At 59.2% G+C, this 16,699-nt stretch carries 10 protein-coding genes; 3 read left to right on the plus strand and 7 right to left on the minus strand.

Annotation, left to right across the window (positions count from 1 at the left end; genetic code table 11):
- Nucleotides 1-1,026 (minus strand): Gfo/Idh/MocA family oxidoreductase (locus LLH00_19035; protein ID MCE5273378.1); only part of this gene is annotated, 1,026 nt, incomplete at its 3' end.
- Between the two features lie 112 nt (nt 1,027-1,138).
- Here LLH00_19035 and LLH00_19040 point away from each other — a divergent pair.
- The 3 genes from LLH00_19040 (at nt 1,139) to LLH00_19050 (ending at nt 5,296) form a co-directional block, all read left to right on the plus strand.
- Nucleotides 1,139-1,936 (plus strand): TIGR00266 family protein, encoded by a 798-nt coding sequence (locus LLH00_19040; protein ID MCE5273379.1) that lies wholly within the window; start codon nt 1,139-1,141, stop codon nt 1,934-1,936.
- A gap of 62 nt (nt 1,937-1,998) precedes the next feature.
- On the plus strand, nt 1,999-2,931 hold the full coding sequence (locus LLH00_19045) for an alpha/beta hydrolase (GenBank protein ID MCE5273380.1): 933 nt from the start codon (nt 1,999-2,001) through the stop codon (nt 2,929-2,931).
- A gap of 136 nt (nt 2,932-3,067) precedes the next feature.
- Nucleotides 3,068-5,296, plus strand: a complete 2,229-nt coding sequence (locus LLH00_19050; GenBank protein MCE5273381.1) for an AAA family ATPase — start codon at nt 3,068-3,070, stop codon at nt 5,294-5,296.
- 64 nt (nt 5,297-5,360) lie between these two features.
- Here the strand turns inward: LLH00_19050 and LLH00_19055 are convergent, their stop codons facing one another.
- The 6 genes from LLH00_19055 to LLH00_19080 form a co-directional block, all read right to left on the minus strand.
- Complete coding sequence (locus LLH00_19055; protein ID MCE5273382.1) at nt 5,361-6,287, minus strand: TIM barrel protein; 927 nt, start codon at nt 6,285-6,287, stop codon at nt 5,361-5,363.
- 34 nt (nt 6,288-6,321) lie between these two features.
- A complete protein-coding gene (locus LLH00_19060; protein MCE5273383.1) occupies nt 6,322-7,458 on the minus strand; it encodes an MFS transporter in 1,137 nt (378 codons plus the stop codon).
- 193 nt (nt 7,459-7,651) lie between these two features.
- Entirely contained in the window at nt 7,652-10,714 is a 3,063-nt protein-coding gene (locus LLH00_19065; protein MCE5273384.1) for a M6 family metalloprotease domain-containing protein, read from the minus strand.
- Nucleotides 10,715-10,863: 149 nt separating this feature from the next.
- Entirely contained in the window at nt 10,864-12,960 is a 2,097-nt protein-coding gene (locus LLH00_19070; protein MCE5273385.1) for a UTP--glucose-1-phosphate uridylyltransferase, read from the minus strand.
- A 269-nt stretch (nt 12,961-13,229) separates the two neighbouring features.
- Nucleotides 13,230-15,266, minus strand: coding sequence for a S9 family peptidase (locus LLH00_19075; protein MCE5273386.1), 2,037 nt, complete (start codon nt 15,264-15,266; stop codon nt 13,230-13,232).
- A gap of 59 nt (nt 15,267-15,325) precedes the next feature.
- The gene (locus LLH00_19080) at nt 15,326-16,621 is read right to left on the minus strand and encodes an MFS transporter (protein MCE5273387.1); all 1,296 of its coding nucleotides are present in this window, start codon (nt 16,619-16,621) and stop codon (nt 15,326-15,328) included.
- Nucleotides 16,622-16,699: the final 78 nt, after the last annotated feature.

Consider the following 16,699-nt stretch of genomic DNA (forward strand, 5'->3'; position numbering starts at 1 on the left):
GTAGCGTACTCCGGCTGCGGCGCGCCAGAGGTCCAGGGCGCGGGCGTTGCCCAGAGAGTCCTCCAGGTCCGGGGCGGGCCAGAGCGGGCCCCCGGCGGCCAGGCCCGCGGCCACGGCATCCGCCTCCAGGGCGTAGAGCCACTGCGGGCATTCGATTGTTTCGACCCTTGGATCGCCGCCCTCCGGCTCCACTACGATCCGCGTGGGGCCGCCCTCCAGGCCGCCGCCGTTCCAGGGGCTTTCGACTGTCAGCCGCCCGCGGCTGCCGAAGACGATCAGACGGTTGTCCAGTGCCACCCGCACCGCAGTGGCGACCTGGGCCAGGATATCGCCCTCGAAGCGCAGGCAGCCGACAGCGTACTCGTCGATCCCGCTCTCGGCTCCTATCAGCGCCTGGCCGGTCACCTCCAGCGGCTCGGCCACGCGGCGGCCCAGGGCCACACCGGCCACCAGACGGGCCATACTCACAGTATAGCAGCCCACATCCAGGATCGCTCCGCCGGCCGTGGCAGGGTTCATCTTGATATTGGCCGGGTCGTAGCGGCCGTGGTAGCCGAAAGTGGCCCGGATGAGCCGCACCGTCCCGATCTCGCCCGAGCGCAGGATTTCGATCATCCGGTTTATCTGCGGGTGGCAACGGTACATGAACGCTTCCATCAGGAAACCGCCGCTATCGCGCGCCACCAGGGCGATTTCTTTCACCCGCGCTTCGGTCACTTCCAGCGGTTTTTCGCACAGCACGGCCTTGCCCGCGCGCAGGGCCCGGCTCGTCCACTCGCCGTGCAGCGGGTGCGGGGTGGCCACGTACACGGCCCGCACCTGAGGGTCGTCTAACAAGCTCGCGTAGTCGCCATAAGCTTGAACGCCGCCGTGTTCTTTGGTGAAAGCCAGCGCTTTTTCCTGGCTGCGGCTGGCCGCGGCCCATAGTCTGCCGCTCACCGAATGCCCCAGCGCGCGGGCGAATTTAGCGGCGATCTTCCCCGTGCCCACGAGTCCCCACTTGATTCTTTCGCCGTCCTGTGCCATCATATCTCCTGTACGGTTCTATTCTATCATAAAATGAACCTGCCAGCTAACAGGGATGTCATATTATCCGACAAGTCAGGACGAATAATAACCTTTTAAGTGGAGGGCGGCAATGAACAGCCACGAGGTGGACTATGAGATCCTGGGCGACGACATGCAGATCGTGGAGGTGGAGCTCGATCCCGGCGAGGTGGTGATAGCCGAGGCCGGGAGCATGAACTACATGGAGGACGGGATCACGTTCGAGGCCAAGATGGGCGACGGCTCCGACCCCAACGAGGGCCTGATGGGCAAGCTGCTCTCCGTGGGCAAGCGCGTGCTGACCGGCGAGTCGATTTTCATGACCCATTTCCGCAACAGCGGCCAGGGCAAGAAACGGGTGGCTTTTGCGGCGCCCTACCCGGGCAAGATCATCCCGGTGGAGCTGGGCCAGGTGGGCGGAGAGCTGATCTGCCAGAAGGATGCTTTCCTGTGCGCCGCGATGGGCACCAAGCTGAGCATCGCTTTCACCCGCCGTCTGGGCACCGGGTTCTTCGGCGGCGAGGGTTTCATCCTGGAGCGCCTGCTGGGTGACGGTAAGGCGTTCATACACGCGGGCGGGACAGTGATCAAGCGCCGGCTGAACGGCGAGGTCATGCGCGTGGACACCGGCTGCATCGTGGCTTTCACCAAGGGCATCGACTACGACATTGAGCGCGCGGGCAGCCTCAAGAGCATGATTTTCGGCGGAGAGGGCCTTTTCCTGGCCACGTTGCGCGGCCACGGCGACATCTGGCTGCAGAGCCTGCCGTTCTCGCGCCTGGCCAACCGGATCATCGCCAGCGCGCCCCAGACTTTCGGGTCGAGCCAGAAAGGCGAGGGTTCGATCCTGGGCGGTCTGGGTGACATGTTCGGCGACAGCCGCCGCTGACAGGGGCGAGCAGTGCCATCGCACCGTTATCTCACATAACCGGATCGCTTTACGGAGGATTAATGTACAAGTGCCGGCCTGACATCTCAAGACTGCTGCTCCTGTTTCTGGCCGCTCTGCTGAGCCTGCCGCTGGCCGCCCTGGCCGCGGATGAGCCGGTTCCCCTGCCGCTCTGGCCGGCCGGAGCGCCCGACACGCTGATCCGCCACGGGCAGCCGGAGAGCGTGGAGAACCGCGAGAACAACCGCAACGCCCAGGGGTTCAACCGTATCGTCTCCAATGTGTCCACCCCCACCCTGACAGTCTACCCGGCCCCCGGCGGACAAAAAGCGGCCCCGGCGCTCGTGGTTTTCCCGGGCGGCGGGTTCCGGGTGCTGGCCTGGGACAAGGAGGGCCTGGATATCGCCCGCCGGTTCAACGCGGCCGGGCTTACCTGTATCGTGGTCAAGTACCGTCTCTGCCCCAAGCAGTACGAGACCGCGGAGGGACGGGCGCCGGAGGCGGTGCGCGGCGCGATCCTGGCGGATGGACCTCAGGCGGTGCGCATGGTGCGGGCCAACGCCGCCAAATGGGGGATAGACCCGCAGCGGATCGGGGTGATCGGGTTCTCGGCCGGGGGCTACATGGCGGCCTGGACCGCCACGCATTACACCGCAGGCGACCAGTCCGCCGCGGACCCACTGGCGAAAGTCAGCAGCCGCCCGGATTTCGCGGCGCTGATCTATCCGGCCGTGCCGGCTGGGATCGACAGTGTGCTCAGCGCCGAGACGCCGCCGGTGTTCCTGGTCAACGCGGATGACGACACCACCACGCCCGCGGCCAAGGCTATCGCGTTGCATAACGCCCTTGTCGCGGCCGGAGTGACCACGGAGATGCACATTTTCACCCGTGGCTCCCACGGTTTCGGGCTGGGGGTGAACGGCGGGGCGGTGACTGCCTGGCCGGGGCTTCTGGAGGGCTGGTTGCGCGAGCGGGAAGTGATAGGGGGGAAGTGAGCATGACAAGAACGAAGGGGGGCATGACTTTTGGTGCTCCCCTATCTTTATTAAAAACTATATTGTTTTGTTCTGTTGTGAATTGTATGTTATAACTAGTTTGTTGTTTTGTTGTAAGTTTCCAAGAGGCATGTATATGAGAATTAATCGAATTCTTAAAATGAAAAATCTTGGCATTTTTAGAGATTTTTCTTGGCCGGCGGGATTGCCATGTCTCGCAAGATATAATTTGATTTATGGTTGGAATGGGACTGGAAAATCAACCATTGGTAATATGCTGCAGAGCTTGGAAAGAAAAAGGAATGTCAAAGCAATTGTCGAAATTGAGTTTGATGATAATACTGCCATCGAAGGAAATGCTTTTTCAACTTCTGATATTCCCATACGTGTGTTTAATCGAGTTTTTGTGAGTAACAATGTATTCCCTGAGGATGGGATTGCTGCTCCGATATTTATTATTGGAGAAGAAAACAAAGAAAAGCATAATCGAATTGAGTCGTTGACGAAGGAATTGGAAAACAAAGAAAAAGATTTAAGAATGCTTGGTGATGAATTAAAACAGATAGAAAGCGATTTTGAGACCCATTGTATTTCAAGGGCGAAAGCCATTAAAACCACTCTTACGGCTCAAGATTCTGATTACAATAATTATAATAAAAGTGATTATAAAGAAACCGCCGAGAAATCGTTGACAAGCAAGAGCGTCTTGCCTTTATTGCTTGATAGTGCAGAAGAACAACGGCTTATGCAGATACATCTGGGCGGTATAAAGGAAGAGATTGATTCTGTTGATATATCGTTTTCTAATATTCAGAAGGTTTTGGAAGACACTTCAAAAATCCTAATCACTACTGTTGTTTCTTCTGTTATCGAATCTCTGCAAGATGACCAAGAACTATCGGACTGGATAAAGGAAGGTCTGTCGATACACAAAAAAAGATGTGCGGATTGTTGCCTTTTTTGTGATCAAACACTTCCACCGAAAAGAATTGTCAAATTAGAGGCGCACTTTAATAAAGAATACATGGCATTAGCGGAAAAAGTATTAGATAAAATAAAGGAGCTGCAGGTCCTAAAACTAAAAATACAAAACATAGCTTTGCCCGACAAGGCCAGAATTTACGAGGATCTTATAGAAGATTATAAATCTGCATGCGAAGAAATAAAAAAAGAAACCACTACCGCAATTATAAAATTGGATCGATTTGAGAATGCCATGAAGAATAAAGCTCTTTCTCCATTCAGAGCCATTGAAATGGAATTTGATGGTACTCTTTTGAATGATGAAGTGATCAATGGGGTTAATCGAATAATCAATGAACACAATGATAGATCGCGAGAATATATCCAACGGAAAAAGGCGGCAAGATATAAATTGGAGGCTCACTATGTTATAAGTACTATTAACGAGTATCAAAATTATATAAAAAAATTAGATGAATTGAGGATAGCTTTTGCAGAACTCAAATTGTGTATAGATTCTAAAAAAAAGGAAAAAGAATCTTTAGAGAAGGACATTGCGCCACACGGGAAGACTGCTCAAGAACTGACTCGAGAATTGAAGGCCTATTTAGGACACGGTGAACTTGTGTTTTTTGCCTGCGAAACAGGATACTTGATCAAGCGAGGTAATATTGTAGCGGATGGATTAAGTGATGGAGAAAAAACCGCAATAGCTTTACTTCATTTCTTAAAGACGTTGAAAGATTCTAGATTTGATCTTTCTAATGGGATTGTTGTGTTGGATGATCCCGTTTCAAGTTTAGATGCAAATGCGTTATTTGGTGCATTTGGGTTTATTAAATCCCGAACAAAGGAAGCAAAACAGTTAATTGTGCTAACACACAATTATGCATTTTACAAGCAAATAAGAGAATGGTTTGGAAATCTGCGGGGTCCGGATAAAAAATCTAAGAGTATATTTATGTTGGAATGTAATTATTCAGGAAAAGAGAGAAAGACGGCAATTCGCGAAATAGATAAACTGCTTAAGGATTACGAAACTGAGTACCAATATCTATTTAAATATATAAACGACATTGCAACTAGTTCTGTTTCCTTGGGTTTGGATGGTTATTATCCTGCACCCAACATTGCTCGTCGTGTTTTGGAGACTTTTCTGGCTTTTAGAATGCCTAATGAAAATACTTTGTACGGCAAATTGGAAGCAATTGATTTTGAAGAGGAAAAGAAGTCGCGTATTTACAGATACACACAGACCCATTCACACAGAAATCTTATTGGTGATCAGGAAGATGATTTGACTATTCTTGCAGAAACGCCCGCAATTATGCGAGATATTTTGGAGTTAATTAAAAAAGAGGACTTAAAGCATTATGATAATATGATTAAAGTTATATCATAAGAGCGTAGTCTGTAGGAAATTCACAGCAGACTACGCTCTTAATAAGTGTTTCCTATTTTCCCTTTCACACCTCGAACTTGTCCGCCTCGACCATCGCGGCCACCACCTTGAGGCTGCCCTCCGGGTCGCTTTTCACCGAGGCCCCCAGCTCCATGCCCACGATCCCCTTGAACCCGAGCTTGTAGATCGCCTTGAACACCTCGCGGTAGTTGATCTCGCCGGTGTAGGGCTCGTGACGGCCCGGGACATCGGCCAACTGGAACGAGCCGATCTCGTCATAGGTGGCCCGGATGTTGTTGATCAGGTTGCCCTCGGTGATCTGCATGTGGTAGATGTCGAACAGAATCTTCACCTGCGGGCTGCCCACGGCTTTCATGATCTCGTAGGCCTCGGAGGAGGTGTTCAGGAAATACCCGGCGTGGTCGACCCAGGGGTTGAGCGGCTCGACCACCAGGGTGAGCTCCGGCGCGGCCGAGACCACATCCGCCGCGCGCTTCAGGCTCTCGATCACGTTGAGACGCTGGTAGGGCCTGTACTTGCCCTGTATCTCGGGCCCCGTGATCACGGTGCAGATCGAGTTGCCCACCACCTTGTGCACCGGCAGGGCCGACTTGACCTCGGCCAGGAACGCCTCGCGCTGCGCCGGGTCGACCATACCGGCCTTGTTCCAGCCGGAGGGGTTGGCCACGAACACGCCCAGTTCCATCTTCAGCTCGTCCATGCGCATGCGGAGCTTCTCGACCCGCTCCATCGGCCAGCCCAGCAGGCCGTTGCACTCAAACGCGGTGAACCCGTGGGCCGCGTACTCGTTCAGACGGTCGATCTCATCCGGGATGTTGCTGAACAGGCTGGTGTGCGGGGCGTATTTCAGCTTGAACTGGTGTTTCACCGGTGCCTGCGCCGCCGCGGCGGCAGTGGCCGGCTTGGCCGCAGCTCCGGTCAGGGCCGCGCCCACCGCGCCCGCGCGCAGGAACTCTCTGCGTCTGGTCATCTCGTCTCTCCAGGCTGTGTTGGTCCGTTCAGTGTCAGGCCGCCAGACGGCCCATGAAAATGGCCACCGCGAACAGCACCAGGGCGGCCACACCCGCGATCACCAGCGATTTCTGGATGCTCTTGCCACGCGCGTAGAGGCCGATTGCCGCCGGGATGGTGCTCGCACCCAGCAGGCCGATGGCGAAGATGATCGCGAAGGCGCTGCCGTGCAGCTCAGGCACGATCTTGGAGAATGTCACGCCCACGATGGTCGGGAAAATGGGGCCGAAAGCCAGTCCGGTCAGAAGCACGGCCACGGCGCCCAGGCCCTTGCTCCTGGAGCCGACCATCAGGAAAATGGTCGCCGCGGCCACCAGGGCCAGCGCGGTGATAACCGTGGGGCCGTTGGCCGCGGTGACCACGCCGGCGGTGATCAGCCGGGCCAGCATGATCCCGATCCAGAACCCGCTCAGCACGGTGTTGGCCTTGCCCTGGCTCAGCCCGATGCTGGTCAGGTAGGAGGAAATCCAGCCGCCCATCGAGGCCTCGAGGCCCACGTAGCAGAACAGGGCCAGGGCCGCAATCAGGACCATCGGGTTGGACAGCAGGCCGAACGCCGCGCCCAGGTCGAAACCGCTGGGCGGCTGCGGCGGATAGGTGTTGGCGCTGAAAGCGAAGATCACCGGCACCAGGGCGACCAGGGCCACGATGGTGATGGTCTTGGAGTAGCCGATTTTATGGATCAGAAACCCGGCCAGAAACGGGGTGAGGAACGCGCCCAGGCCGAAGAACATGTTGCCAAGGTTGAGCGCGGCGTTGACATTCTGCCCGCCGAAAAGCACCTGCGGCAGGAGGGTGTTGCCCACGGTGTTCACGCACATCCCGCCCACGCCCAGCAGCATCGCGCCCACGATCAGGGCCTTGTAGCTGCGCAGGAACGCGAACAGCGAGATGGCCGCGCCGCTCAGCAGGAACCCCAGGATGGCGAAAGGCTTGTGGCCCCAGGCATCCACCAGCGGGCCGATTGCCAGCACCACGATCATGCTGGTGAACATCAGGGCCGAGATCAGGCCGCCGAACTGGGCATCGCTCAGGCCCGCGCGCTCGGAGAGCTGCAGCTTGGCCGCACCGATCAGCGAGAACACAATGCCCAGGACCGATACCGCGAGAATCGCCACCAAAGTGATCATGGATTGCCTCCAGCGGGTGTGTGTGGATGCGGGACTTGTAAGGACGGTTGGATATAGGCAAATCTTTGAACCAATATTTACCGCCGCCGGCGCGGCGGGACAAGGAAAAAAGGAGGAGGGGAGACAGCGCGGTCGTAAAGAGGAGAGCAGGCTTTGAGTGATTATACCACTGATTGAGGATGCAAAGACTAACTTAATTTCCGTTCAAAATTTTCAGCAGGGCGAGCAGATCGAACACGTCAATACGGCCGTCTGAGTTCACATCGCCCTGGCTTGTCTGTTTCGAGGGATCGGAGAGCTGTTTCAACAGGGCCAGAAGGTCGAAGACATCCACTTTCCAGTTATCGTCCGTATCACCGCGCTTATGCTGGGTGACTTCGAGCCTGAAGCAGGATTCCGGCGCGTCCGGAGGCAGAGTGTAGACTGCCCCAGTGCTGTCGGAAGCTTCCGCATAATAACAAAGGACCGTGCCCAGAGGCTGGGCCGGGACCGCGCCAAAATAGCGGTCGCCGACTCTCGAACAGGGGATTCTCGTGCTGAAAGTCTTTCCCCCGTCTTCGCTCAGCAGCAGTGACACCGCCGGGTTCGACAGAGCGTTGCTCAATATCACCCACACCTGATAGTATCCCTCAGTCTCGCGGAAGTATTCATTCCCCAGGGCAGACAGGAACACCGGTGGTTTTTTGCCGACTCCGCTCAGAGTGACAGTCAGGGTAGTGTCGTTGCTCACCAGCGACACGGCCCCGGAATACTGCACCAGTTTCCTGGGAGAGAAAGAAACGCTGAGGACCATTTTGCCGCCCGGCGACAGGACGGAATCACTCAAGCTGGCCTGGAATGCGCTGTCGCCGGAGGTCACGGAATGAACATCGAATGCAGCGGCCCCCCGGTTGAAGACCTCCAGCAGACAGGTTTTCAGCGAATCGATACAGACTTCACCAAAAGCCAGGCTGTTTTTACTGAGGGAGATATTCGATACAGTGCATTCTCCTGTCAGTTTGACATTCAAGCTGTCCCGGTCCGGGGCGTTGCTGAGGAGGCTGAGAATGGCCCCGCACTTGCCGACAGCCGTGGGTGAGAACCGCACGGTCAGTAAGACCGAGTCGCCCGCCGGGATGAGCGCCGCGCTCCTGTCGACCGAGAAAACAGCCGAGTCGCAGGTTATCCGCGAGACATCCAAATCCAGCTTGCCGGTATTCGAGACAGTGAGGGTCTTGAGCGCGTTTTTCCCGCGGACCGCGCAGCCCAGGCTCAGCACGGTATCGGAAAGCGCAATCACCGGCTGGACGCCGCGGGTGCGGATCAGCGCCCGCATATTGATATCCCCACCCATCCGTCCGATCACACCGTCGAAATTGACGCCGTCGCCCGAGATGAAGGATCGGAGAGATTTCTCTCCGAACTTGTCGTACGGGATCGCATAGGCTGCGTTATGGATTTTCAGGCTGACGAAGAAATCCTGATTCTCGCGGAGCACGGGCGGACTGTCCAGCACAATCCTGTTCCATCCGCTCCTGGCGGCGATACCCTCGGTGGAGCAGAGAAGACCACCGGGCGTCAGGTTCGAAAATGTCCGGTAGACCTCGATCCGGTAGCTGGTGTTGTCGGCTTTGAAAGCGATATCCAGCGCTTGCAGTAAACCGGTCTCACTGCAGGTGAACAGGACTCCCCCCCAGGTATCGAGGGGGTTCTGGTATCCCCATGACCAGCCGCTGATCCCAGCTTCATCATAAGCCAGTGTGCAGCCTGTTAGCTGCCGCACGGATACGTCCGCGGTCATGAACGGGCCGGAGGAGCTGATGTTTCTGACCGCCACCCCGGTGGCGTTGCCGTCGTAATCCCGGGAATTGGGGTAGGTGCCGTCATCGAAGCTGACCGCTCCGCTGGAGCCGGGGAAAGGGTCCCCCGCATCCCCCCAGTTGGCGGCCTTGTCCAGATCATCCTTGCCGTCGGCTTCCTCGATGTCCACCATTTTATGCCGGACATCATCGTTGTCCGGGCCGTAGGTGTTGTGTAACCCGTTCCAGTGGTAATCATCCACGTGGTAAATCAGCAAGCCGTCCCCGGCAAGATGCTGGTCCAATTCCGTCTTCTGCCTGTTCTCCAGCAGAAAGTACCGGCTCGAGGCGTATTCATCTTCCCAGAGCTGGAATATCTGCGGGGAGGTTTCCACTTGTTGAATCGTAAGATTCTGGTTTCTGTCAATGATCGTCGGCGTAACCCAGCCCAGTTTTATTTTGCACCAGGCGGACATCTGACTCGGCTTGTCCGGATAATTGAGCTCTCCGCTCCAACTCCCGCCGGCCATCAGGCACCAAGATCCGATTCCTCGGGAAGAGGTGTAATCCGGTTCGACGGAAGCGTCTGTCCGGTCGTACAGGTCGGGCAAACCCAGGACGTGGCCGAACTCATGGGCGAAAGTTCCGATGCCCTCCATCCAGTATCCATTTTTATATTTGTAGTACTCCATTTCAGCAACGAGCACCCAGGTGTTGATTTTAACGTACCTGCCGTTGGCTGACACGTCGTTGGTGGTGTACTCGTTGTTCCACAGAGAGCCCTGGGACGACCAGAGGTTTGTTGTATCTCCGGAGCTCTGTCCCTCGGCTCCCTTGCCGACAAAAACGACATACACGCAATCCACGTAACCGTCGTCATCCCCTGAATTTGGGACACCGTCCGGGCCGTCGTTGTCGAACTGGCTGAAATCGAGGCTGGGATCGGCTTTGGCCACCACGTCCCGGACAAAGCCTGGCCTGTTGTTCGGGAAATTGTCACTTTTACCGTTGTCGTGGGCGGCGTAATAGGATTGTGGATTATCGACATTAAACCAGCCATAGCAGTTCCCGGTCAATTGGAACTGCCCGTACGAGGTTTCAGAGTAATAATTGGAGAGCGAGCCGTCGGGATTTTGATCGTTGAAAAGCATCGATTGGAAATTATTTGCGCTGTAAAAGCCCTTCTTATCACTGAAGCAGCCCAGCAGGACAGGCAGGTTAAACTTGTCCGGGGTGATCGCCTGCAGTTGCGTGCCTCCCCGGGCCGCAGCGGCACGGCGCGAACGCCTTTGGGCCATGTGCCTGACCCAGCCCGGATCGCCATGATTGAAGCGTGAAGTGTCGTCGTTGATTGTGGTCCAGACGTCATACCGGTAGGGGCCGTCCTGCGTAGAAGGCGCGGCTTGCATTGCTTGCGGAGTGACCGCGAGCATCGACCACAGCACGAGTGCCGATGCCGTTTTGCCGTGGATTATCATATGCGTTTGCGTCTTGGATGATTGGGGCAGGCATATGATTCAGTGTCTTCAATGATATATTGGCTTTGTTTTTTGTCAATATATCTTTTCAATAGAAAAAAGGGGCACGGCATGCCGTGCCCCTACATGAAAACCTCTATAAGCCGACCTCAGCCCTCCACGGTCACGGTCTCGCCGTCCGGCACTGTGACCGTGCGGTTGCCGCGGATCACCGCGCCGTCCGGGATAACCACCTTGCCGCTGCCCTCCACGTGGATTTCCAGCTCGGCGCCTTCCTCGACAGTCACGTTCTGCCCGATCTCGGCCTTGCCGGCATCTTCCAGCTCGAAAGTCAGCCAGCGGTCGTCGTTCATCAGGATATCGCCGTACTCGTTGTGGATGTCCAGGATGAAGGCGCTGTTTTTCTTCGCATGGAACCCCGCGCCCAGCATCACCTGGCTCGGGTGGCCGGTCAGGGCGACCTGCGAGCCCTCCTCCAGAACCCAGCCCTCGCCCACGCCCATCTCGGCCAGGTCCTCGGCCTCCATGGCGTAGCACGGGCTGAACTCCACGAATGCCTTGGCCTCGCCGGGGCGCAGCACGCTGAACACGTGGTCGCAGGCGGATTTGAGCGTCTCCTGCTTGGCCGCCTGCGCCCGGTCGCCCAGGGCGGCGATACTGTCGCAGAGGGAGTCTATCTCCAACGTGGCGCGGGCGGCGCAGGCCTCTTCAATCTGGTCCTCGACGGCACGCACCTCAGCGTGGAACGCGGCGCCGCGGGCGGCCGGCTCCACCATCTCACGCATCAGGCGCTGCAGGTCGAGCAGGCAGCCCTCCACGCTCTGGGTGGCCAGGCGCGCGCCCTGTCGTTCCAGCCAGCGCATGTTACGCGTGCAGAGGGCGCGGATCACAGTGGCCGGGCTGTCGCGGCCGACCGAGTTCTTGGTGGGCATGAACTGCTCGGCGCGCAGGATCTCTTTCACATCCACCTTGCCCTTGGGCACCTGGCGGATGATGTGGAAAGCGAAGGACTCGAACTTGTTGCCCACGGCGCGCCCGCCGTTTGCGGTCTTGACTGTCTTGCCCGCGTACATCTTGAGCGGCAGGCGGACCACCGCCTCCATCTCGGCCAGGTCCATCAGGAACACGTTGACATCCCCGTGCTCGAACAGCAGGCGGCTGGGGTCGCCGGGCTGGGTGCGCCGGGCCAGGGCCTCGGGGAACTCGTTGTATTCGATCTTCTCCAGGTTCTCCTGCCGGTCCACGTGCACGATCATGCCCACGCGCTCCAGGGCGAAAGCTTTCTTCACCACGCCGAACGTGAGCCGCGCGCCGCGCAGCACGTGGCTTCCCAGCATGCGCGGGGTGATGATGTCCGCCACGGGGTTATCGACGTTGGAAAATCCCACCACCTCGATCCCATCGGCGTCCAGGCGCTCGAAGATGTTGCGGCCGCCCTTGTAGCCGGGGCCGCGCATGGCCTTGAACATCCCGCCGTTGCCGTTGCCGCTGAACACCAACCGGCCCTCGCCGTTGTAGGGGATGATCCTGCCGTCGTTGTCCAGCACCGGGTTCATGCCGTGGTCGAACAGTACCATCGCTTTTTCGAGCTTGGGGAACAGCTTGTGCGTGGTGATCGTGGTGAGCGAGGCCTCGCGGGTTTCGTCGCTGAGCATGAAAATGAGCACGGGCATGCGCTGCACCCGCGCCCCGATGGCCAGGGCCTGCTCCATGAACAGGCCGTAGAAAGTCTTGCCCAGCACCGGGGTGATCGGGAGCTGACCCTTGGCGCAGTCGGCGTCGAACTCCTTCATCTGCTCATCAGCCACCTTGTAGCGGCGCTTGAACGGCAACGAGGCGTAAATCTCGGGCAGCATCTTGACCAGGCGCGAGCCGCTTCCCCCGGCCGGCACGAGCCAAGCCACCTTGCCCTCGATCAGGCTCTGGCGGCCGGCCTCCCAGTCCGTGAGGCTGTCGTCCTGCTGCGCCTCGTGGGTGCGCATCGGCACGGGATAGACCTCGTCCTCGGCGTACTCGCGCAGCTTCTCGCCGTCGCGCAGAATCTCCTGCGCCTGGTCGAACACCTCCCAGTCGATCCGGGCGAGCTGGCGCACCAGGGCCTCGCGGTAATCCGGCCCGCGCTGCTTCCAGTTCTCGAACAGATGCCCCTGGCCGCGCTCCAGGGCTGAGCGGACTATCTGCGCGGCTCCCTCCACCTCGGGCAGAAGGCCGGTGATTTCCTCTTCGAACGCGTTGACCTGTTCCAACTCGATTCTCTCCCGCTTCTTGGATGCAAGTAAGGAAATGACGATTTTTATTCCACAGTCGGTCACATTTTAAGAAATATTTCAAAGCTTTTTTCTTCTTTCATTTCTGTGAAAGAAGCAAAGCCAGCGGGGGCCGGTTACAGTCCGCAGCCACCAGTCTCTGATCTCGTGTAGGGGCGGACCCATGTGTCCGCCTGGGCGCACACCCGGGTGCGCCCCTACATGCAACAACCGCGCTTCATTGAGGACGCGAAAGGCTCAGATTAACGTCATTCGCTTTTCAGATGCTTGTCCAGCCACTCGCGGATGGTCCGGTTCCAGATCATGAAATCCCTCGGGTTCTGCACCCAGTGGCCCTCATCCGGGAAATACAGCATCTTCGACTCGATGCCCTTGCGCTGCAGCGTGGTGTACACCATCAGGCCCTGCTCGGGAGGCACACGGTAGTCGCGGTCGCCGTGGATCACGAGCATCGGAGTGGCGAAATCGCGGGCGAACAGATGGGGCGACCACTGGTGGTAGAGGGTGGGGTTGTCCCAGGGCGTGCCGCCGAACTCCCACTCCGGGAACCACAGCTCCTCGGTGGAGGCGTACATGCTCTCCAGGTTGTAGACCCCGTCATGGTTGACCAGGCACTTGAAACGGCGGTTGTGGCCCTCGATCCAGTTTATCATGTAGCCGCCGTAGGAGGCCCCGGCCGCGCCCATGCGGGTCGAGTCGACAAAGGCGTAATTGGCCAGCACGTAGTCCAGGCCGCGCATCAGGTCGCGGTAGGCCTTTCCGCCCCAGTCGCCCGATATCTGGTCGGTGAACTTTTGCCCGTAGCCCGTGCTGCCCCGCGGGTTGACCATCACGGCCACATAGCCCCAGGAGGCGAAAAGCTGGGCGTTCCAGCGGTAGTGGAACTCATCGGTCCAGGCGCCCTGCGGCCCGCCGTGGATCAGGTAGACGAGCGGATATTTCTTCGTCTGGTCGAATTGCGGCGGACGGACCAGGAAACCCTCCACTTTCACTCCGTCCTCGGCCTCGAACCAGAACGGCTCGACCGGGTTCAGCTCCAGCTCGGCCACATGGGCCTGGTTCAGGCTGGTCAGGGCTCTGGCCGGCTTGCCGTCCAGGGGCAGCACATACACTTCGGCCGGCTGGGTGAACCCCTGGCGCAGGGCGACGACATTCTTGCCGTCCGGGGTGACAGAGGGGTTGCTCCAGGAGCCGCTCTCGGTCAGACGGGTGACCTTGGGCACGGGGCCGTCCAGCCTGGCCGCCACCTTGAACAGCGAGACCATGCCCTCGCTCTCGGCCGTGAAATAGATCGTCTCACCCTTGGGGTCCCAGACCAGCTCATCCGCGCTGCGGTCGAAGTCCCCGGTCAGGCAGACCCGCTTGCCGCTGGAGGGTTCGAGCAGCCAGATGTCCTGCTTGTCCGATTCGAACCCGGCGCGTTTCATCGCCCGGTAGGCCAGCACGGCGCCCTTGGGGCTGAACAGCACCAGGTTGTCGTTTCCCGGGCTGGAGGTGATTCTCTCCAGGCCCTGCCCATCCAGGCCCACCCGCCACAGGTCGTTGTTGGTGTTCACCGCCACCACCGGGTCGCGGTTGGAGACAAAGTAGACATAGCGGTTGTCGGGGCTGATCGCGAAATCGTGCGGGCTGCCCAGGGCCTGGGGCGGGCAGTCGTATTTGCCCGGGGTCAGATCGAGCGCAGCGGCGCCCGGCTCGGCCGGGGCGACAAACAGGTGGCTGTAGGCGCCGTTACGCCAGTGGGCCCAGTGACGGTAGAAGAGTGTATCGAAGATGCGCGCCCGGGGTGCGGCCCCCGGCTTGTCGGTCACGATCTCCTGGCTGTCGGCCAGCACCTGGGCCGTGTACAGCACCCGCTTGCCGTCCGCCGCCAGGGCCGCGCCGGTGATCCCGCCCGGCTGCGCGGTCAGGCAGACCGGCTCGGCGCCGGAATCCAGGGGCAGACGGTAGAGCTGGCTGGAGCCGCTGCGCGCCGAGGTGTAGACCAGCGCGCGGCTGTCCGGGCTGAACACCGGGCCCGCGATCTCGGCCGAATCGGTGACCACGGCCTGCGGCTCGCCGCCTGCCAGGGGCACGAGCAACAGGCTCCAGGTGCGGGCATAGGTCTCGGGGTTGATACTCGACTCGACACAGGCCGCCCAGCGTCCGTTGGGGGCCAGGCTCAGGTCGGCGAGACGTTTCATGCTCAGCAGGTCGCGGCATTCCAGGGGACGTCCCGGCTGGGCCGCCCAGGCGAGGCTTGCTGTCAACAGAGCCAGGATCATTCCAAGACGGAGGGCTTTCATTGCTCTCTGCTCCCTTTGGGTTGAGGAATGCAGCGGTAGCCAACGGTTGAGGCTTTCATTCATTTCACGCGCCCGCCGACCGCGCGGGCCGGGCTGCGCATAGTATTCCGCCCGCGGGCCGAGCGCCGCACCGCCCGCGGATGGTGGTGCCGCCAGCCGGTGGCGTAGAACGCCAGGCCGGCCAGTATCAGAAAGGCCGAGATGCGGTACATTACATAATAGTCCCACACCTCGGCCACCCGTCCCAGCACCGGGCTGACCAGCATGGCGCTCAGGTCGGAGCCCAGCATGTAGAGCGCCATCGAAGTCCCCCGGTTGTGCACCGGGGAACTGTCGTAGGTAAGCGAACTAAGTGTCGGAAAGATATAGCAATGGCCAACTCCTGTCAACATCCCGATCACCAGCAGGTCCCAGTGCCGGGTGCTGAAAGAGGCGTACATCAGACCGAGGGCCAGGCAGCTCAGCGAGAACACCACCCCCAGGCGGCGGTCCACCCGGTCGATCACCCGGCCGGTGGTCAGGCGCAGCAGGAAAATCACCATGGAGTAGGAGATGAAGAACCAGCTCGGCGCCCCGATGTGCTTTACCTGGGTGAAATCAGTGACGAAATTGAAGATCGAGGCGTAGCCCGCGCCGAACACCAGCGAGGGGATGAACAGGTAGAGCATGGTGCGGTTGCGGATCACCCGGTGCCAGGGGTCGGGGGCGGGGATGCCCTCCGGGCGCGGGGCGTCCGGGCCGAGCGAGAGGCTGATCGCAGCGGAGAGCGCCCCGCAGAGCGCGGCCAGGCCGAACAGCGCCCGGTAATTCCAGACCGGCGCGAACGGCAGCACGCCCAGCAGCCATTCGGCCACGAAGGGAACCAGGGCCTGGGCCATGAACCCGGCCGCGCCGTAGACTGCGATCGCCTCGGCGCGACGCTTGGCCGGGGCCGTGTCCGCCACGAAAGTGACCGAGGCGGTGAAATACAGGGTCACCGAGCCGCCGGCCAGGGCGCGCACCGCAAAAAGGTACACTCCGGCCCCCTGGGCCAGCACGGGCAGGGCCGAGGTCACGGCGAAAGCGAGCAGGCCACGCGAGATCAGGTTGCGCTTGCCGAAACGGTCGATCCAGCTCCCGGCGGGAAGCCGCAGCAGCACGGCTGCGGTGAACGGGGCGCCCATGATCAGGCCGATCAGGAACTCGTTGCCACCATCCAGCCGGATATAGCGCGGCAGGAAATAGTAGATCGCCACCGAGCCCATGACCAGGAAATGAATGACCAGGATCCGGACGAAGTCCGGCTTGTAGAGAGGCTCCTCTGCCGCCGCCGCACCGGGGTCACGCTGTCTTGAACCGGAGAAAAGACTCTCCATGCCGCCGCCTGCCAATCTTCCTACTGGTCCCGAGCTCTTGAAATTCAAACAGATAAAATAAGGAATTTCAGTCCCGCG

The sequence above is a fragment of the bacterium genome (assembly GCA_021372515.1).
In the GTDB taxonomy this organism is placed as follows: Bacteria; Gemmatimonadota; Glassbacteria; order GWA2-58-10; family GWA2-58-10; genus JAJFUG01.